This window comes from Pseudomonas sp. PSE14, assembly GCF_029203285.1.
In the GTDB taxonomy this organism is placed as follows: domain Bacteria; phylum Pseudomonadota; class Gammaproteobacteria; order Pseudomonadales; family Pseudomonadaceae; genus Pseudomonas.
In genome coordinates this window covers 4139545-4154903 of the sequence record NZ_CP115669.1, presented here as the reverse complement: position 1 = coordinate 4154903, position 15359 = coordinate 4139545, and the positions used below count along the sequence as shown (strand labels likewise).

The 15359-nt window shown below is 64.6% G+C and carries 13 protein-coding genes; 12 read left to right on the top strand and 1 reads right to left on the bottom strand.

The genetic code is table 11. The annotated features are described in order from the left end of the window. Nucleotides 1-150: 150 nt before the first annotated feature. The 7 genes from acs (at nucleotide 151) to argR (ending at nucleotide 8434) form a co-directional block, all read left to right on the top strand. Entirely contained in the window at nucleotides 151-2106 is a 1956-nt protein-coding gene (acs, locus tag O6P39_RS19035; RefSeq protein ID WP_275608005.1) for an acetate--CoA ligase, read from the top strand. 1074 nt (nucleotides 2107-3180) lie between these two features. Then, nucleotides 3181-3960: an ABC transporter substrate-binding protein gene (locus O6P39_RS19030; RefSeq protein ID WP_275608004.1), complete on the top strand. Its 780-nt coding sequence runs from the start codon at nucleotides 3181-3183 to the stop codon at nucleotides 3958-3960. A 142-nt stretch (nucleotides 3961-4102) separates the two neighbouring features. Then, the gene (locus O6P39_RS19025) at nucleotides 4103-4792 is read left to right on the top strand and encodes an ABC transporter permease (protein WP_275608003.1); all 690 of its coding nucleotides are present in this window, start codon (nucleotides 4103-4105) and stop codon (nucleotides 4790-4792) included. 16 nt (nucleotides 4793-4808) lie between these two features. Continuing rightward, nucleotides 4809-5507 carry an ABC transporter permease gene (locus O6P39_RS19020; protein WP_275608002.1) on the top strand — a complete coding sequence of 233 codons (699 nt, stop codon included), beginning with the start codon at nucleotides 4809-4811 and terminating at the stop codon, nucleotides 5505-5507. Between the two features lie 10 nt (nucleotides 5508-5517). Beyond that, nucleotides 5518-6630 carry a succinylglutamate desuccinylase/aspartoacylase family protein gene (locus O6P39_RS19015; RefSeq protein WP_275608001.1) on the top strand — a complete coding sequence of 371 codons (1113 nt, stop codon included), beginning with the start codon at nucleotides 5518-5520 and terminating at the stop codon, nucleotides 6628-6630. Nucleotides 6631-6647: 17 nt separating this feature from the next. Further along, the gene (gene aotP, locus O6P39_RS19010; protein ID WP_243808793.1) at nucleotides 6648-7412 is read left to right on the top strand and encodes an arginine/ornithine transport ATP-binding protein AotP; all 765 of its coding nucleotides are present in this window, start codon (nucleotides 6648-6650) and stop codon (nucleotides 7410-7412) included. Nucleotides 7413-7450: 38 nt separating this feature from the next. Beyond that, nucleotides 7451-8434 (top strand): transcriptional regulator ArgR, encoded by a 984-nt coding sequence (gene argR / locus O6P39_RS19005; protein WP_275608000.1) that lies wholly within the window; start codon nucleotides 7451-7453, stop codon nucleotides 8432-8434. A 6-nt stretch (nucleotides 8435-8440) separates the two neighbouring features. On the opposite strand, the gene O6P39_RS19000 is transcribed toward argR, so the two are convergent. Beyond that, nucleotides 8441-8668 (bottom strand): hypothetical protein, encoded by a 228-nt coding sequence (locus O6P39_RS19000; RefSeq protein ID WP_275607999.1) that lies wholly within the window; start codon nucleotides 8666-8668, stop codon nucleotides 8441-8443. Between the two features lie 430 nt (nucleotides 8669-9098). Here O6P39_RS19000 and O6P39_RS18995 point away from each other — a divergent pair, with 430 nt between their 5' ends. The 5 genes from O6P39_RS18995 (at nucleotide 9099) to astB (ending at nucleotide 15358) form a co-directional block, all read left to right on the top strand. Continuing rightward, nucleotides 9099-10319 carry an aspartate aminotransferase family protein gene (locus tag O6P39_RS18995; protein WP_275607998.1) on the top strand — a complete coding sequence of 407 codons (1221 nt, stop codon included), beginning with the start codon at nucleotides 9099-9101 and terminating at the stop codon, nucleotides 10317-10319. 153 nt (nucleotides 10320-10472) lie between these two features. Further along, entirely contained in the window at nucleotides 10473-11489 is a 1017-nt protein-coding gene (gene aruF / locus O6P39_RS18990; RefSeq protein WP_275607997.1) for an arginine/ornithine succinyltransferase subunit alpha, read from the top strand. An 11-nt stretch (nucleotides 11490-11500) separates the two neighbouring features. After that, nucleotides 11501-12520, top strand: a complete 1020-nt coding sequence (gene astA, locus O6P39_RS18985) for an arginine N-succinyltransferase (RefSeq protein WP_275607996.1) — start codon at nucleotides 11501-11503, stop codon at nucleotides 12518-12520. 25 nt (nucleotides 12521-12545) lie between these two features. Further along, a complete protein-coding gene (gene astD / locus O6P39_RS18980; protein ID WP_275607995.1) occupies nucleotides 12546-14012 on the top strand; it encodes a succinylglutamate-semialdehyde dehydrogenase in 1467 nt (488 codons plus the stop codon). Further along, the gene (gene astB / locus O6P39_RS18975) at nucleotides 14012-15358 is read left to right on the top strand and encodes an N-succinylarginine dihydrolase (protein WP_275607994.1); all 1347 of its coding nucleotides are present in this window, start codon (nucleotides 14012-14014) and stop codon (nucleotides 15356-15358) included. Before astD ends, astB begins: the two co-directional genes overlap by 1 nt. Nucleotide 15359: the final 1 nt, after the last annotated feature.

The following is a 15359-nucleotide window of genomic DNA, read 5'->3' as shown; positions in this document are numbered from 1 at the left end:
TAGTCGCTTACGACCGCCAGAAGTCGCACTTATGGGGCCCATCAGTACGGGGTCCCGAGTGGTAAGACCATGGTCGAATGGCCCGGAGGAGTGTGTCGCCGTTACAACTGACGGCAACAAAAACAACACTCTTCACCGAGGTAGAACGCCATGACTGCGGCATCCGTGTACCCCGTGCGTCCCGAAGTGGCCGCGACCACTCTGACCGACGAGGCCACCTACAAGAAGCTGTACCAGCAGTCGGTGGTCAACCCCGACGGCTTCTGGCGCGAACAGGCCCAGCGCATCGACTGGATCAAGCCGTTCACCAAGGTCAAGCAAACCTCCTTCGACGACCACCACGTGGACATCAAGTGGTTCGCCGACGGCACCCTGAACCTCTCCTACAACTGCCTCGACCGCCACCTCGCTGAACGCGGCGACCAGGTCGCTATCATCTGGGAAGGCGACGATCCGGCGGATCACAAGGAAATCACCTACCGCGAACTGCACGAGCAGGTCTGCAAGTTCGCCAACGCCCTGCGCGGACAGGACGTGCACCGCGGCGACGTGGTGACCATCTACATGCCAATGATCCCGGAAGCCGTGGTTGCCATGCTGGCCTGCGCCCGTATTGGCGCGATCCACTCCGTGGTGTTCGGCGGCTTCTCTCCCGAAGCCCTGGCCGGCCGCATCATCGACTGCCGCTCCAAGGTGGTGATCACCGCCGACGAAGGCGTACGCGGCGGCAAGAAGACCCCGCTCAAAGCCAACGTCGACGACGCGCTGACCAACCCGGAAACCAGCAGCGTGCAGAAGATCATCGTCTGCAAGCGCACCGGTTCGAACATCAAGTGGAACCAGCACCGCGACGTGTGGTTCGAGGACCTGATGAAGGTCGCCGGCACCACCTGCGCGCCGAAGGAAATGGGGGCCGAGGACCCGCTGTTCATCCTCTACACCTCCGGCTCCACCGGCAAGCCCAAGGGCGTGCTGCACACCACCGGTGGCTACCTGGTCTACGCCTCGCTGACCCACGAGCGCGTGTTCGACTACCGCCCGGGCGAAGTCTTCTGGTGCACCGCCGACATCGGCTGGGTCACCGGTCACACCTACGTCGTCTACGGCCCGCTGGCCAACGGCGCGACGACCGTGCTGTTCGAAGGCGTGCCGAACTACCCGGACATCACCCGTGTCGCCAAGATCGTCGACAAGCACAAGGTCAACATCCTCTACACCGCGCCGACCGCCATCCGCGCCATGATGGCCGAGGGCAAGGCCGCGGTCGAAGGCGCCAATGGCTCCAGCCTGCGCCTGCTGGGTTCGGTGGGCGAGCCGATCAACCCGGAAGCCTGGCAGTGGTACTACGAGACCGTCGGCCAGTCGCGCTGCCCGATCGTCGACACCTGGTGGCAGACCGAAACCGGCGCCTGTCTGATGACCCCGCTGCCGGGCGCCCATGGCCTGAAGCCGGGCTCAGCCGCCAAGCCGTTCTTCGGCGTGGTGCCGGCGCTGGTGGACAACCTGGGCAACATCCTGGAAGGGGCCACCGAGGGCAACCTGGTGATCCTCGACTCCTGGCCGGGCCAGGCGCGCACCCTGTACGGCGACCACGACCGCTACGTGGACACTTACTTCAAGACCTTCAAGGGTATGTACTTCACCGGCGACGGTGCCCGTCGCGATGAGGACGGCTACTACTGGATCACCGGTCGCGTGGATGACGTGCTGAACGTCTCCGGCCACCGCATGGGCACCGCCGAGATCGAGAGCGCCCTGGTTGCCCACCCGAAAGTGGCCGAGGCCGCGGTGGTTGGCGTGCCGCACGACATCAAGGGGCAGGGTATCTACGTCTACGTCACCCTGAATGCCGGTGAGGAGTCCAGCGAGCAGCTGCGCCAGGAACTGCGTGCCTGGGTGCGCAAGGAAATCGGCCCGATCGCCACCCCGGACGTGATCCAGTGGGCGCCCGGCTTGCCGAAGACCCGTTCGGGCAAGATCATGCGCCGTATCCTGCGCAAGATCGCCACCGCCGAGTACGATTCGCTGGGTGACATCTCCACCCTGGCTGATCCGGGTGTGGTGCAGCATCTGGTGGAGACGCACCAGTCCATGCGTGCGGCCTGATCCAGCGCTCGATGAAAAACGCCCCGCTTGTCGGGGCGTTTTTCTTTTCGGTTTTTTTGATTTTCGTAGGAGCGAGCTTGCTCGCGAACCCTGCCTGACGCCGGCTTTGCCGGCGGATCGCGGACAGAGTCCGCTCCTACAGGCTGGGTTCGGTACATCTCCTGTAGGAGCGGACTCCGTCCGCGATACTTTTTGTTCTTGTTTGGGTGTCCATGCGCCGCTTCGGTGTGTGCTGGGGCTTTTTGTTTCGCCCCCTCGGGCGAGTCCCTTTTGGGGCCCAAAAGGAACCAAAAGGCCTCGCCCCTGCATCCGGTTTTTCGCTTAGGCGAAAAATGCCCTCGCTCCATCGAAGTTTCAGGGGGCACGCGTCGTCCATGCCGCTCAACCCCTGGAACTCCGATTCCACTCGGCCTCCTGAAGGGGCGCTCCGGCGTGTGCGGATGTTTCTCTGGAAACCTTTGAGGGCCAAAGCCAAAACCAAAGCAGAAGCTGCGCTCCCGTAGGAGCGGACCTTGTCCGCGAAGTCCCTCGCGGATGAATCCATTTACACAGGAGGGCGCCGGTGCTTTGCGGTTGCGTAGGCGTGGGCACTGTCCGCGATGAAGCCGTGCGGGTCGCGAGCAAGCTCGCTCCTACAGTGTGCGTCGTGCTCCCCGGTAACATTTTCGCGCAGCAAATTGAGGCGTCAGGAAACAATTCGCACAGCCTTGGTGCGCATTTTTTGTCGACTCCGAGTGGGCTAATATTCCGGAGCCCGCATGAATAGTGAGTCGTTAAATTTTTGGCCTGATAACTGCAGGTAAAATTGGTTTTACTACTCGCTTCCGGATCACTTAATATCCGCGCCGTCAAGCCGCAGGGGCTCTGTCTCCAGCGCTTCTATAATTACTTGTCGCATTGAAGAAATAACCGCTCAGGGGCTGTCGCTAGAATGCCGCTCACCCCAGTAGGCGCGCTTTTCACAAGAATCGCGCCGGCAATGCGCAGACGAACAATAACCTTCACTTCTGCCGGGCAGCCTGGGCCAACCCCTTTCTCCTGCCAATCGAAGTCTTACCCTCGAAGGAGTTACTGATGAAGAAGTTTGCACTTCTCGGCGCGCTGGCCCTGTCCGCGCTTTCCCTGGTTGCCCACGCTGACGACAAGCCTGTCCGCATCGGCATCGAAGCCGGTTACCCGCCGTTCTCCTTCAAGACGCCCGATGGCAAGCTCGCCGGTTTCGACGTGGATATCGGCAACGCGCTGTGCGAAGAGATGAAGGTCAAGTGCACCTGGGTCGAGCAGGAGTTCGACGGCCTGATCCCGGCACTGAAGGTCCGCAAGATCGACGCCATCCTCTCGTCCATGACCATCACCGACGAGCGCAAGAAGTCCGTCGACTTCACCAACAAGTACTACCACACCCCCGCGCGCTTCGTGATGAAGGAAGGCGTGACCCTGAACGATCCGCTGGTGGACCTGAAGGGCAAGAAGGTCGGCGTGCTGCGCGCTTCGACCCATGACCGCTACGCTACTGAGGTCCTGGCCCCGGCCGGCATCGAAGTCGTGCGTTACAACTCCCAGAACGAAGCCAACATGGACCTGGTCTCCGGCCGCATCGACGCGACCATGGCCGACTCGGTCAACCTCGACGACGGCTTCCTCAAGACCGACGCCGGCAAGGGCTACGCCTTCGTAGGCCCGGAATACAACGATCCGAAGTACTTCGGTGGTGGCGCCGGCATCGCCGTGCGCAAGGGTGATACCGCCCTGGCCGAGAAATTCAACGCGGCCATCGCCGGCATCCGTGCCAACGGCAAGTACAAGCAAGTACAGGACAAGTACTTCAAGTTCGACGTCTACGGCGGGAACTGATCAACGTCCACGAAAGTGGCGCAAACCCGGGTCCTTTCCTGAAGTTTGTGCCACTTTTTTATTGGGTGTGATCCCGCGTCGGGTGATCGCCCTGCAGCGTCCGTGCGGTTGCGGACGGCGTCCGGTCTAGAGGTACGAAACTATGTTCAATGGCTACGGAGCTACCATCGTCGATGGTGCCTGGCTGACGCTTCAGCTGTCGTTGCTATCGATGGCCCTGGCGATCGCGCTGGGACTGCTCGGTGCCGCCATCCGCCTGTCGCCGGTAAAGTGGCTGGCCTGGTGCGGCGACCTCTATGCCACCGTGATCCGCGGCGTACCGGACCTGGTGCTGATCCTGCTGATCTTCTACGGCGGCCAGGCAGCGGTGAACTGGGTTGCGCCCATGGTCGGCTATGAGGACTACATCGACCTCAATCCCTTCGCCTCCGGCGTCGGCACCCTGGGCTTCATCTTCGGCGCCTACCTCTCCGAGACCTTCCGTGGCGCCTTCATGGCCATCCCGAAAGGGCAGGGCGAGGCTGGCTTCGCCTACGGTATGAGCGGGCTTCAGGTGTTCTTCCGCATCCAGGTGCCGCAGATGATCCGCCTGGCCATCCCCGGCTTCACCAACAACTGGCTGGTGCTGGTCAAGGCCACCGCGCTGATCTCGGTGGTCGGCCTGCAGGACATGATGTTCAAGGCCAAGCAGGCCTCGGATGCCACCCGCGAACCCTTCACCTATTTCCTCGCCGTGGCGGCGCTGTACCTGGTGGTCACCACCGTCTCCCTGGTACTGCTGCGCATGCTCGAACGCCGCTATTCGGTCGGCGTGAAAGTCGCCGAGCTTTGAGTCAGAGGACGCTATCGTGATATTCGACTTCTCCGTCATCTGGGACAGCCTGCCGCTCTATTTCAGTGGCCTGCTGGTAACCCTCAAGCTGCTGGCGATCTCCCTGTTCTTCGGCCTGGTAGCGGCGGTGCCGCTGGCATTGATGCGCTGCTCGAAGAACCCGGCGGTGAACCTGCCGGCCTGGCTGTATACCTACGTGATCCGCGGCACCCCGATGCTGGTGCAGCTGTTCCTCATCTACTACGGCCTGGCGCAGTTCGAGTTCGTGCGTGAAAGCGCGATGTGGCCGCTGCTGTCCAACGCGACCTTCTGCGCTTGCGCGGCCTTCGCCATCAACACCAGTGCCTACACTGCCGAGATCCTCGCCGGCAGCATTCGCGCCACCCCGCATGGCGAGATCGAAGCGGCCAAGGCCATGGGCATGTCGCGGATCAAGATGTACCGCCGCATCCTGCTGCCCTCGGCCCTGCGCCGCGCGCTGCCGCAGTACAGCAACGAAGTGATCATGATGCTGCAGACCACCAGCCTGGCGTCCATCGTCACCCTGGTGGACATCACTGGCGCCGCGCGCACCGTGTACTCGCAGTATTACCTGCCGTTCGAGGCGTTCATCACCGCCGGCATCTTCTACCTGATCATGACCTTCACCCTGGTGCGCCTGTTCAAGGCCGCCGAGCGCCGCTGGCTGGCCTATCTCGCGCCGCGCAAGCACTGAGGAGTCGACTGTGGAACGTATCGATCATCTGTTGCCGTGGAGCAGCCTGGGTAGCGAGCGCCGCCTGAGCGTGTTCCGCTACGGCAAGGGCTCGCGCAAGGTCTACATCCAGTCCAGCCTGCACGCCGACGAGCTGCCGGGCATGCGCACCGCCTGGGAGCTCAAGCAGCGCCTGGCCGACCTCGAGTCGCGCGGGCAGCTCAAGTGCCTCGTCGAACTGGTGCCGGTGGCCAACCCCATCGGCCTCGGGCAGACCCTGCAGGCCAGCCACCTGGGGCGTTTCGAATTCGGCAGCGGGAAGAACTTCAACCGTGATTTCGTCGAGCTGTCGGCACTGGTCGCCGAGCGTGTCGGCAGCCAACTGGGTGTCGATGAGGCCGCGAATGTCGAACTGATCCGCCAGGCCATGCGTGACGGCCTCGATGCGCTGCCGCCGGCCTCGTCCGAGTTGCAGGGCATGCAGCGCATCCTGCTGCGTCACGCCTGTGATGCCGAGGTGGTGCTCGACCTGCACTGCGACTTCGATGCCGCCATCCATGTCTACGCGATTCCGCAGCACTGGCCGCGCTGGAAATCCCTCGCCGCACGCCTGAAGGCCGGCGTTGCGCTGCTCGCCGAAGATTCCGGCGGCAGCTCTTTCGACGAGTCCTGCTCGCTGCCCTGGCTGCGCCTGTCGCAGGCCTTCCCGAAGGCAGCGATTCCGTTGGCCTGTCTGGCAACCACCGTCGAACTGGGCGGCGTGGGCGATACCCGCGTCGACCAGGCGCAGGCCAATGCCGAAGCGATCCTTGGCTTCCTCGCCGAGCAAGGCCTGATCGACGGCGACTGGCCGGCGGCTCCGGCCGAATGCTGCGAGGGCATGCCCTTCGAAGGCACCGAATACCTCCATGCACCCCACGCCGGTGTCGTGAGCTTCCTGCGTAAGGCGGGGGAGTGGGTGGAGAAGGGCGACGCGCTGTTCGAGGTGGTCGACCCGCTGAGCGACAAGGTCAGCACCGTTTGCGCCGGGACTTCCGGCGTGCTGTTCGCCATCGAGCGTGGGCGCTATGCCCAGCCAGGGCTTTGGCTGGCCAAGGTGGCCGGGCGTGAGCCGTTCCGCAAGGGCCGGCTGATCAACGACTGAATTCGAGAACCGACACCATGTACAAACTGGAAATCCAGGACCTGCACAAGCGCTACGGCAACCACGAGGTGCTCAAGGGCGTCTCCCTGGCGGCGAAGGCGGGCGACGTGATCAGCATCATCGGCTCCTCCGGCTCGGGCAAGAGTACCTTCCTGCGCTGCATCAACCTGCTGGAACAGCCCCACGCCGGCAAGATCCTGCTCAACGGCGAAGAGCTAAAGCTCACCCCGAACAAGGACGGCGCACTCAAGGCGGCCGACGCCAAGCAGCTGCAGCGCATGCGCTCGCGTCTGTCGATGGTGTTCCAGCACTTCAACCTGTGGTCGCACATGAGCGCCCTGGAAAACGTCATCGAGGCGCCGGTCCACGTACTGGGCGTGTCGAAGAAAGAGGCGCTGGAAAAGGCCGAGCACTACCTGGCGAAAGTCGGCGTGGCGCACCGCAAGGATGCCTACCCCGCGCACATGTCCGGCGGTGAGCAGCAGCGCGTGGCCATCGCCCGTGCCCTGGCGGTCGAGCCGGAAGTCATGCTGTTCGACGAACCGACCTCGGCGCTCGACCCCGAGCTGGTCGGCGAAGTGCTGCGCGTGATGCAGGATCTGGCCCAGGAAGGCCGCACCATGGTGGTGGTGACCCATGAGATGGGCTTCGCCCGCGAGGTCTCCAACCAGCTGGTGTTCCTGCACAAGGGCCTGGTGGAAGAGGCGGGCTGCCCGAAGGAAGTCCTGGCCAATCCGCAATCGGATCGCCTGAAGCAGTTCCTTTCCGGCAGCTTGAAGTAAGCTGTCTGTCATCCCGTGTCGCCTGGTGACCTAGTCGCATGACCGCACAACGCATCGGATTCCTCCTCTGGCCGCACACTCGTGCGCTGACCCTGGCGCTGGCCGAGGAGGCCCTGCGGGTCGCCCGCCGGCTGCATCCGGAGGCGCTCTACGATCCGGTGTTCATGAGTGCGGAAACGGTCGCCGAGGCCGATGGCTGGCGTCTGCCTGGGCAGCCCTGGAATGGTGCGCTGGAGCAGTGCCAGCGCATCTTCCTGGTCGCCGACGAGGTTCCCCAGCCGGTCTCCGCGCCGCTGGCCGCCGCGCTCAAGCAGCTGTCGCGCAGCGGCGTGAGCATCGGCGCGCTGTCCGCCGGCATCTACCCGCTGGCGCAGCTCGGCCTGCTCGACGGCTACCGTGCCGCCGTGCACTGGCGCTGGCATGACGACTTCACCGAGCGTTACCCCAAGGTCATTGCCACTAACCACCTGTTCGAGTGGGACCGCGACCGCCTCAGCGCCTGTGGCGGCATGGCTGTGCTCGACCTGTTGCTGGCCGTGCTTTCCCGCGACCACGGTGCGGAACTGGCGGGTGCGGTATCCGAAGAGCTGGTGGTCGAGCGCATCCGCGAAGGTTCCGAACGCCAGCGCATCCCGCTGAAGAACCGCCTCGGTTCCAGCCACCCGAAGCTCACCCAGGCGGTGCTGCTGATGGAAGCGAACATCGAGGAGCCGCTGACCACCGACGAAATCGCCCAGCACGTGTGCGTCTCGCGCCGTCAGCTGGAGCGCATCTTCAAGCAGTACCTGACCCGCGTGCCCAGCCAGTACTACCTGGAACTGCGCCTGAACCGCGCGCGGCAGATGCTGATGCAGACCAGCAAGTCGATCATCCAGATCGGTCTGTCCTGCGGCTTCTCCAGCGGCCCGCATTTCTCCAGTGCCTACCGCAACTTCTTCGGCGTGACCCCGCGCGAAGACCGCAACCAGCGCCGCGGCCAGAGCGTCGCCGAGGCTGCTCCGGTAGTCGCCGAGCGGGGCTGATCCGGCCTAGGGTAGGAAATCGCCCAATTCTTCCCGTGCCGTGGGTATGAGAGCTTCGAGAACTTCCAGTGGGACGTCTTGCTGAAACAGGTTCACGACGTATCGTTTGTTTTCGTCGTCCCGGAAGATTTCCAGAATCGGCACATTGTTGATGCAGCACTCCAGTCCTAGCCCGTCTCGTGGGTTTATGTCGGAGGCGAATTGGATCCCGTATTCGATTCCATTGATCAGCATGGTTTTTCCATCCATTGGTAGTGAGTGCTAGCGCTGTAGGGAAAATCATCCAGGCTAGGTTATCCGTCGTTCCCTGTATTGCGTAGAGCTCTGATGCGCTTTTATGTAGGAGCGAGCTTGCTCGCGAACCGCCCGACGCTGATGTGTCCGGAAAGAGTGTTCGCGAACAAGCTCGCTCCTGCGAAACCCCTCTCTGCCTTATTCCTGACCGTTCGTTCGCCGAGCGAACAAATTCCACGCCCCCTTGTACCCGCAGCAGTCCGCAGGCCTTACACTGCGCCTTCCCGACGCTTTCTGTCGCATTTCCGTAAAGCTCGGCAATCCGTGGGTTGGCGCTATAACAAGTTGTCGCATGGCGACAATGCCGACCCGACAATCGTCCCTACAATCCTTCCATCGATAGCCGCCTCAACCAGGCAGGAGAACACCGATGTCCGCTCCGCAAGCTCAGGTCCAACGTTCCGATTTCGACCAGGTCATGGTTCCCAACTATTCGCCGGCTGCCTTCATTCCGGTGCGTGGCGAGGGTTCCCGAGTCTGGGATCAGAGCGGCCGAGAGCTGATCGACTTCGCCGGCGGCATCGCAGTGAACTCCCTGGGCCACGCCCACCCGGCGCTGATGAAGGCGCTGACCGAGCAGGCCGGCAAGATCTGGCACGTCTCCAACGTGTTCACCAACGAGCCGGCCCTGCGCCTGGCCAAGAAGCTGATCGATTCGACCTTTGCCGAGCGCGTGTTCTTCGCCAACTCCGGCGCCGAGGCCAACGAGGCCGCACTGAAGCTGGCTCGCCGTTATGCCCACGACGTCTACGGCCCCGAGAAGTACGAGATCATCTCGATGGTCAACAGCTTCCACGGCCGTACCCTCTTCACCGTCAATGTCGGTGGCCAGGCCAAGTACTCCGACGGCTTCGGTCCGAAGGTGCAGGGCATCACCCACATTCCGTTCAACGACCTCGACGCGCTGAAGGCCGCCATCTCCGACAAGACCTGCGCCGTGATCATCGAGCCGGTACAGGGCGAGAGCGGCGTGCTGCCGGCCGACAAGGCCTACCTGGAAGGCGTGCGCAAGCTGTGCGATGAGAACAACGCACTGCTGATCTTCGACGAAGTGCAGAGCGGTTTCGGCCGTATCGGCTACCTCTACGCCCACCAGTACTACGGCGTGAACCCGGACATCCTGTCCAGCGCCAAGGGCCTGGGCGGCGGCTTCCCGATCGGCGCCATGCTCACCACCGCGAAGATCGCCGAACACCTGGTAGTCGGCACCCACGGCACCACCTACGGCGGCAACCCGCTGGCCTGTGCCGTGGCCGGCGCGGCCTTCGACGTGATCAACACCCCGGAAGTGCTCGAAGGCGTGAAAGCCAAGCATGAGCGCTTCAAGGTCCGCCTGGAGAAGATCGCCGCCGAGTACGGCATCTTCACCCAGGTTCGCGGCATGGGCATGCTGATCGGCGCCGTGCTGGCCGACGCCTGGAAGGGCAAGGCCAAGGACGTGCTGAACGCTGCCGAGAAAGAGGCCGTGATGGTCCTGCAGGCCGGCCCGGACGTGGTGCGCTTCGCGCCCAGCCTGGTGATCCCGGATGCGGACATCGACGAAGGTCTGGATCGCCTGGAGCGCGCCATCGCCAAGCTGACCCGCGGCTAACAGCTGCGACTAAGCTGAATCAGCGGCGGAGCGATTTCGCCGCTTCGCCGGCCGGGATGTTCCGGCCGGTCTTCCGAATGCCCTGGTGAGTGCGGCACAGGCTGTGTCGCGCCCACGAATCATGAACTTTTGTCTGGTTAGAGGAGTGACGCCATGCTGGTGATGCGCCCCGCCCAAGTGGCCGACCTGCAGCAGGTGCAGCGTCTCGCCGCGGACAGCCCGGTCGGCGTCACGTCGCTGCCGGACGACGCGGAACGTCTGCGGGAAAAGATCCTCGCCTCGGAGGCCTCGTTCGCCGCCGAAGTGAGCTTCAACGGTGAGGAAAGCTATTTCTTCGTGTTGGAAGACAGCCTCAGCGGCCGCCTGGTCGGCTGCTCGGCGATCGTCGCTTCGGCCGGCTTCTCCGAGCCGTTCTACAGCTTCCGCAACGAGACCTTCGTGCACGCCTCCCGCGAGCTGAAGATCCACAACAAGATTCACGTCCTCTCGCTGTGCCATGACCTCACCGGCAACAGCCTGCTGACCAGCTTCTACGTCGAGCGCGACCTGGTGAACACACCGATCGCCGAGCTCAACTCCCGTGGCCGCCTGCTGTTCATGGCCAGCCATCCGGAGCGCTTTGCCGACGCGGTGGTGGTGGAGATCGTCGGTTACAGCGACGACCAGGGCCAATCGCCGTTCTGGAATGCCATCGGGCGCAACTTCTTCGACCTCGACTACTCCGAGGCGGAGAGGCTCTCGGGCCTGAAAAGCCGCACCTTCCTTGCCGAACTCATGCCGCACTACCCGATCTACGTGCCGCTGCTGCCGGACGAGGCGCAGGAGTCCATGGGGCAAGTGCACCCACGTGCGCAGATCACCTTCGACATCCTGATGCGCGACGGCTTCGAATCCGACAACTACGTCGACATCTTCGACGGCGGCCCGACCCTGCACGCGCCCATTTCCAGCATCCGCTCCATCGCCCAGAGCCGGCAGGTGCCGGTGCGCATCGGTGAAGGCGGCAAGGGCAACCGTGGCTACCTGGTCACCAACGGCCAGCTGCAGGACTTCCGCGCCATCGTCACCGAACTCGACTGGGCACCCGGCAAGCCGGTGACCCTGAACCAGGAAGCCGCCGACGCCCTGGGCGTCGGCGAAGGCGCCAGCGTGCGCCTGGTCGCGATCTGAGGGGAGAGAACATGATCGTCCGTCCCGTAACCAGCGCCGACCTTCCGGCTCTATTCGACCTGGCGCGCAGCACCGGCACCGGCCTGACCACGCTGCCGGCCAACGAGCAGCGCCTGCAGCACCGCGTGAGCTGGGCCGAGAAGGCCTTCCGTGGTGAAGCCGAGCGTGCCGACGCCGACTACCTGTTCGTGCTGGAAAGCGACGAAGGCAAGGTGGTGGGGATTTCCGCCGTGGCCGGCGCCGTCGGCCTGCGCGAGCCCTGGTACAACTACCGTGTCGGCCTCACCGTCAGCGCCTCCCAGGAGCTGGGCATCCACCGCGAGATTCCCACGCTGTTCCTGGCCAATGACCTCACCGGGCAGTCCGAGCTGTGCTCGCTGTTCCTGCATGCCGACCACCGTACCGGCCTCAACGGCCGCCTGCTGTCCAAGGCGCGCTTCCTGTTCATCGCCGAGTTCCGCGAGCTGTTCGGTGACAAGGTGATCGCCGAGATGCGCGGCATGTCCGATGGCGACGGCCGCTCGCCGTTCTGGGAAAGCCTGGGCCGGCACTTCTTCAAGATGGAGTTCAGCCAGGCCGACTACCTGACCGGCGTGGGCAACAAGTCCTTCATCGCCGAGCTGATGCCCAAGTTCCCGCTCTACACCTGCTTCCTCTCGGAAGAGGCGCGTGCGGTGATCGGCCGCGTGCATCCGGACACCGAGCCGGCGCTGGCCATGCTCAAGGCCGAAGGCTTCAGCTACCAGGGTTACGTCGACATCTTCGATGCCGGCCCCGCCATCGAGGCGCCGACCGACAAGATCCGTCCGATCGCCGACAGCCAGACCCTGGTGCTGGCTATTGGCACGCCGGGCGACGACGCCGAACCCTTCCTGATCCACAACCGCAAGCGCGAGGAGTGCCGCATCACCGCGGCACCGGCGCGGGTGGCCGCCGGCTCGCTGGTGGTCGACGCGCTGACCGCCAAGCGCCTGCGCCTGTCCGCCGGGGCTTCGGTCCGCGCGGTGCCTCTCTCCGGAAAACGCAACTGACGCCGCAAGGCGTCAGGGGAGCCTGATGATGAATACCCACTACATTGCCGGCCAGTGGCTGGCGGGCGAAGGCGAGCCGCTGGAGTCCCTCTGCCCGGTCAGCCAGGCCGTGGTCTGGAGCGGCCGCGCCGCCTCGGCCGCGCAGGTCGCCGCTGCCGTTGCCGCCGCACGTGCCGCCTTCCCGGCCTGGGCCCGTCGCCCGGTGGAGGAGCGTATCGCCGTGCTGGAACGCTTCGCCACCACCCTCAAGGGCCGCTCCGAGGAACTGGCCCGCGCCATCGGTGAGGAAACCGGCAAGCCGCTGTGGGAAGCCGCTACCGAAGTGACCAGCATGGTCAACAAGGTTGCCATCTCGGTTCAGGCCTTCCGTGAACGCACCGGCGAGAAGAGCGGCCCGCTGGCCGACGCCACCGCCGTGCTGCGCCACAAGCCCCACGGCGTGGTCGCCGTGTTCGGCCCGTACAACTTCCCCGGCCACCTGCCCAACGGCCACATCGTGCCGGCCCTGCTGGCGGGTAACGCCGTGGTGTTCAAACCCAGCGAACTGACCCCGAAGGTCGCCGAGCTGACCCTGCAGGCCTGGATCGAAGCCGGCATTCCCGCCGGCGTGATCAACCTGGTGCAGGGTGCCCGTGACACCGGCGTCGCGCTGGCTGGTAACGACGACATCGACGGCCTGTTCTTCACCGGCTCCAGCCGCACCGGCAACCTGCTGCACAGCCAGTTTGGCGGCCGCCCGCAGAAGATCCTGGCGCTGGAGATGGGCGGCAACAACCCGCTCATCGTCGATGAAGTGAAAGACGTCGACGCTGCCGTCTACACCATCATCCAGTCCGCCTTCATTTCCGCTGGCCAGCGTTGCACCTGCGCCCGCCGCCTGCTGGTGCCGCAGGGCGCCTGGGGTGATGCGCTGATCGAGCGCCTGGTGGCCGTGGCCTCGACCATCAAGGTCGGCCGCTTCGACGAGCAGCCGGCGCCCTTCATGGGCTCGGTGGTCTCGCTGGCCGCCGCCGAACATCTGATCAAGGCCCAGGAACAGCTGCTGGCCAAGGGCGCCAAGCCGCTGCTGGCGATGACCCAGCCGCTGGCCAGCGCCGCGCTGTTGACCCCGGGTATCCTCGACGTGACCGCCGTGGCGGAGCGCCCGGACGAAGAATTCTTCGGCCCGCTGCTGCAGGTGATCCGCTACGCCAACTTCGATGCCGCTGTGCGCGAAGCCAACGCCACCCAGTACGGCCTGGCCGCCGGCCTGCTGTCGGATTCCCGCGAGCGCTATGAGGACTTCCTCATCGAAAGCCGCGCCGGCATCGTCAACTGGAACAAACAACTGACCGGCGCTGCCAGCAGCGCACCCTTCGGTGGCATCGGCGCCTCCGGCAACCATCGCCCGAGTGCCTACTACGCCGCCGACTACTGCGCCTATCCGGTCGCCTCGCTGGAAAGCGAGAGCCTGAGCCTGCCTGCAACCCTGACCCCGGGAGTGAGCCTGTGATGACCGCCTATGAAATGAACTTCGACGGTCTGGTCGGACCGACGCACAACTACGGCGGCCTGTCCTACGGCAACGTCGCGTCGCAGAGCAACAGCCAGGCTGCGTCCAACCCGCGCGAAGCCGCCAAGCAGGGCCTGGCGAAGATGAAGGCGCTGATGGAAATGGGCTTCAAGCAGGGCGTGCTGGCCCCGCAGGAGCGCCCGGCCGTCGCCTCGCTGCGTGCCCTGGGCTTCTCCGGCAGCGATGCCGAGGTGATCGCCAAGGCCGCCAAGGAAGCCATGCCGTTGCTGGCCGCGGTCAGCTCGGCGTCCTGCATGTGGACCGCCAACGCGGCCACCGTCAGCCCCAGCGCCGACACCGCCGATGGCCGCGTGCACTTCACCGCCGCTAACCTGAACTGCAAGTTCCACCGCTCCATCGAGCACCCGGTCACCAGCCGCATCCTCGGCGCGATGTTCCGCGACGAGAAGCACTTCGCCCACCACGCCGCACTGCCGGCGGTGGCCCAGTTCGGAGACGAAGGCGCGGCCAACCACACGCGCTTCTGCAAGTCCTACGGTGAAGCCGGCGTCGAGTTCTTCGTGTTCGGCCGCAGCGCCTTCGACAGCCGTTTCCCGGCGCCGCAGCGTTACCCGGCCCGGCAGACCCTGGAAGCCTGCCAGGCGGTTGCCCGCCTGCACGGCCTGACGGACGACGGCGTGGTCTACGCCCAGCAGAATCCGGCCGTGATCGACCAGGGTGTGTTCCACAACGACGTGATCTCCGTGGGTAACGGCGAAGTGCTGTTCCACCATGAAGACGCCTTCCTCGACACCGAGCGCGTGCTGGCCGAGCTGCATGACAAGCTGGGCCGCCGCGGCGGCCGCTTCCAGGCCGTGTGCGTGCCGCGCGACCAGGTCACGGTCGAGGACGCGGTGAAGTCCTACCTGTTCAACAGCCAGCTGCTCACCCGCGCCGACGGCAGCATGCTGCTGATCGTCCCGGAGGAGTGCCGCAAGAACGAGCGCGTATGGAACTACTTGTCGCGCCTGACCGCCGAGGACGGCCCGATCCGCGAGGTGAAGGTGTTCGACCTCAAGCAGAGCATGCAGAACGGCGGCGGCCCCGCCTGCCTGCGCCTGCGCGTGGCGCTGACCGACGGCGAGCTGGCAGCGGTCAATCCGGGCGTGATCATGACCCCGACCCTGCACGACACCCTGGTCACCTGGGTCGACAAGCACTACCGCGATCGCCTGTCCGAATCCGACCTGGCCGATCCGCAACTGCTGGTGGAATGCCGTACGGCGTTGGATGAATTGAGCCAGATCCTTAAACTGGGCTCGGTTTATCCCTTCCAGCAAAACTGAG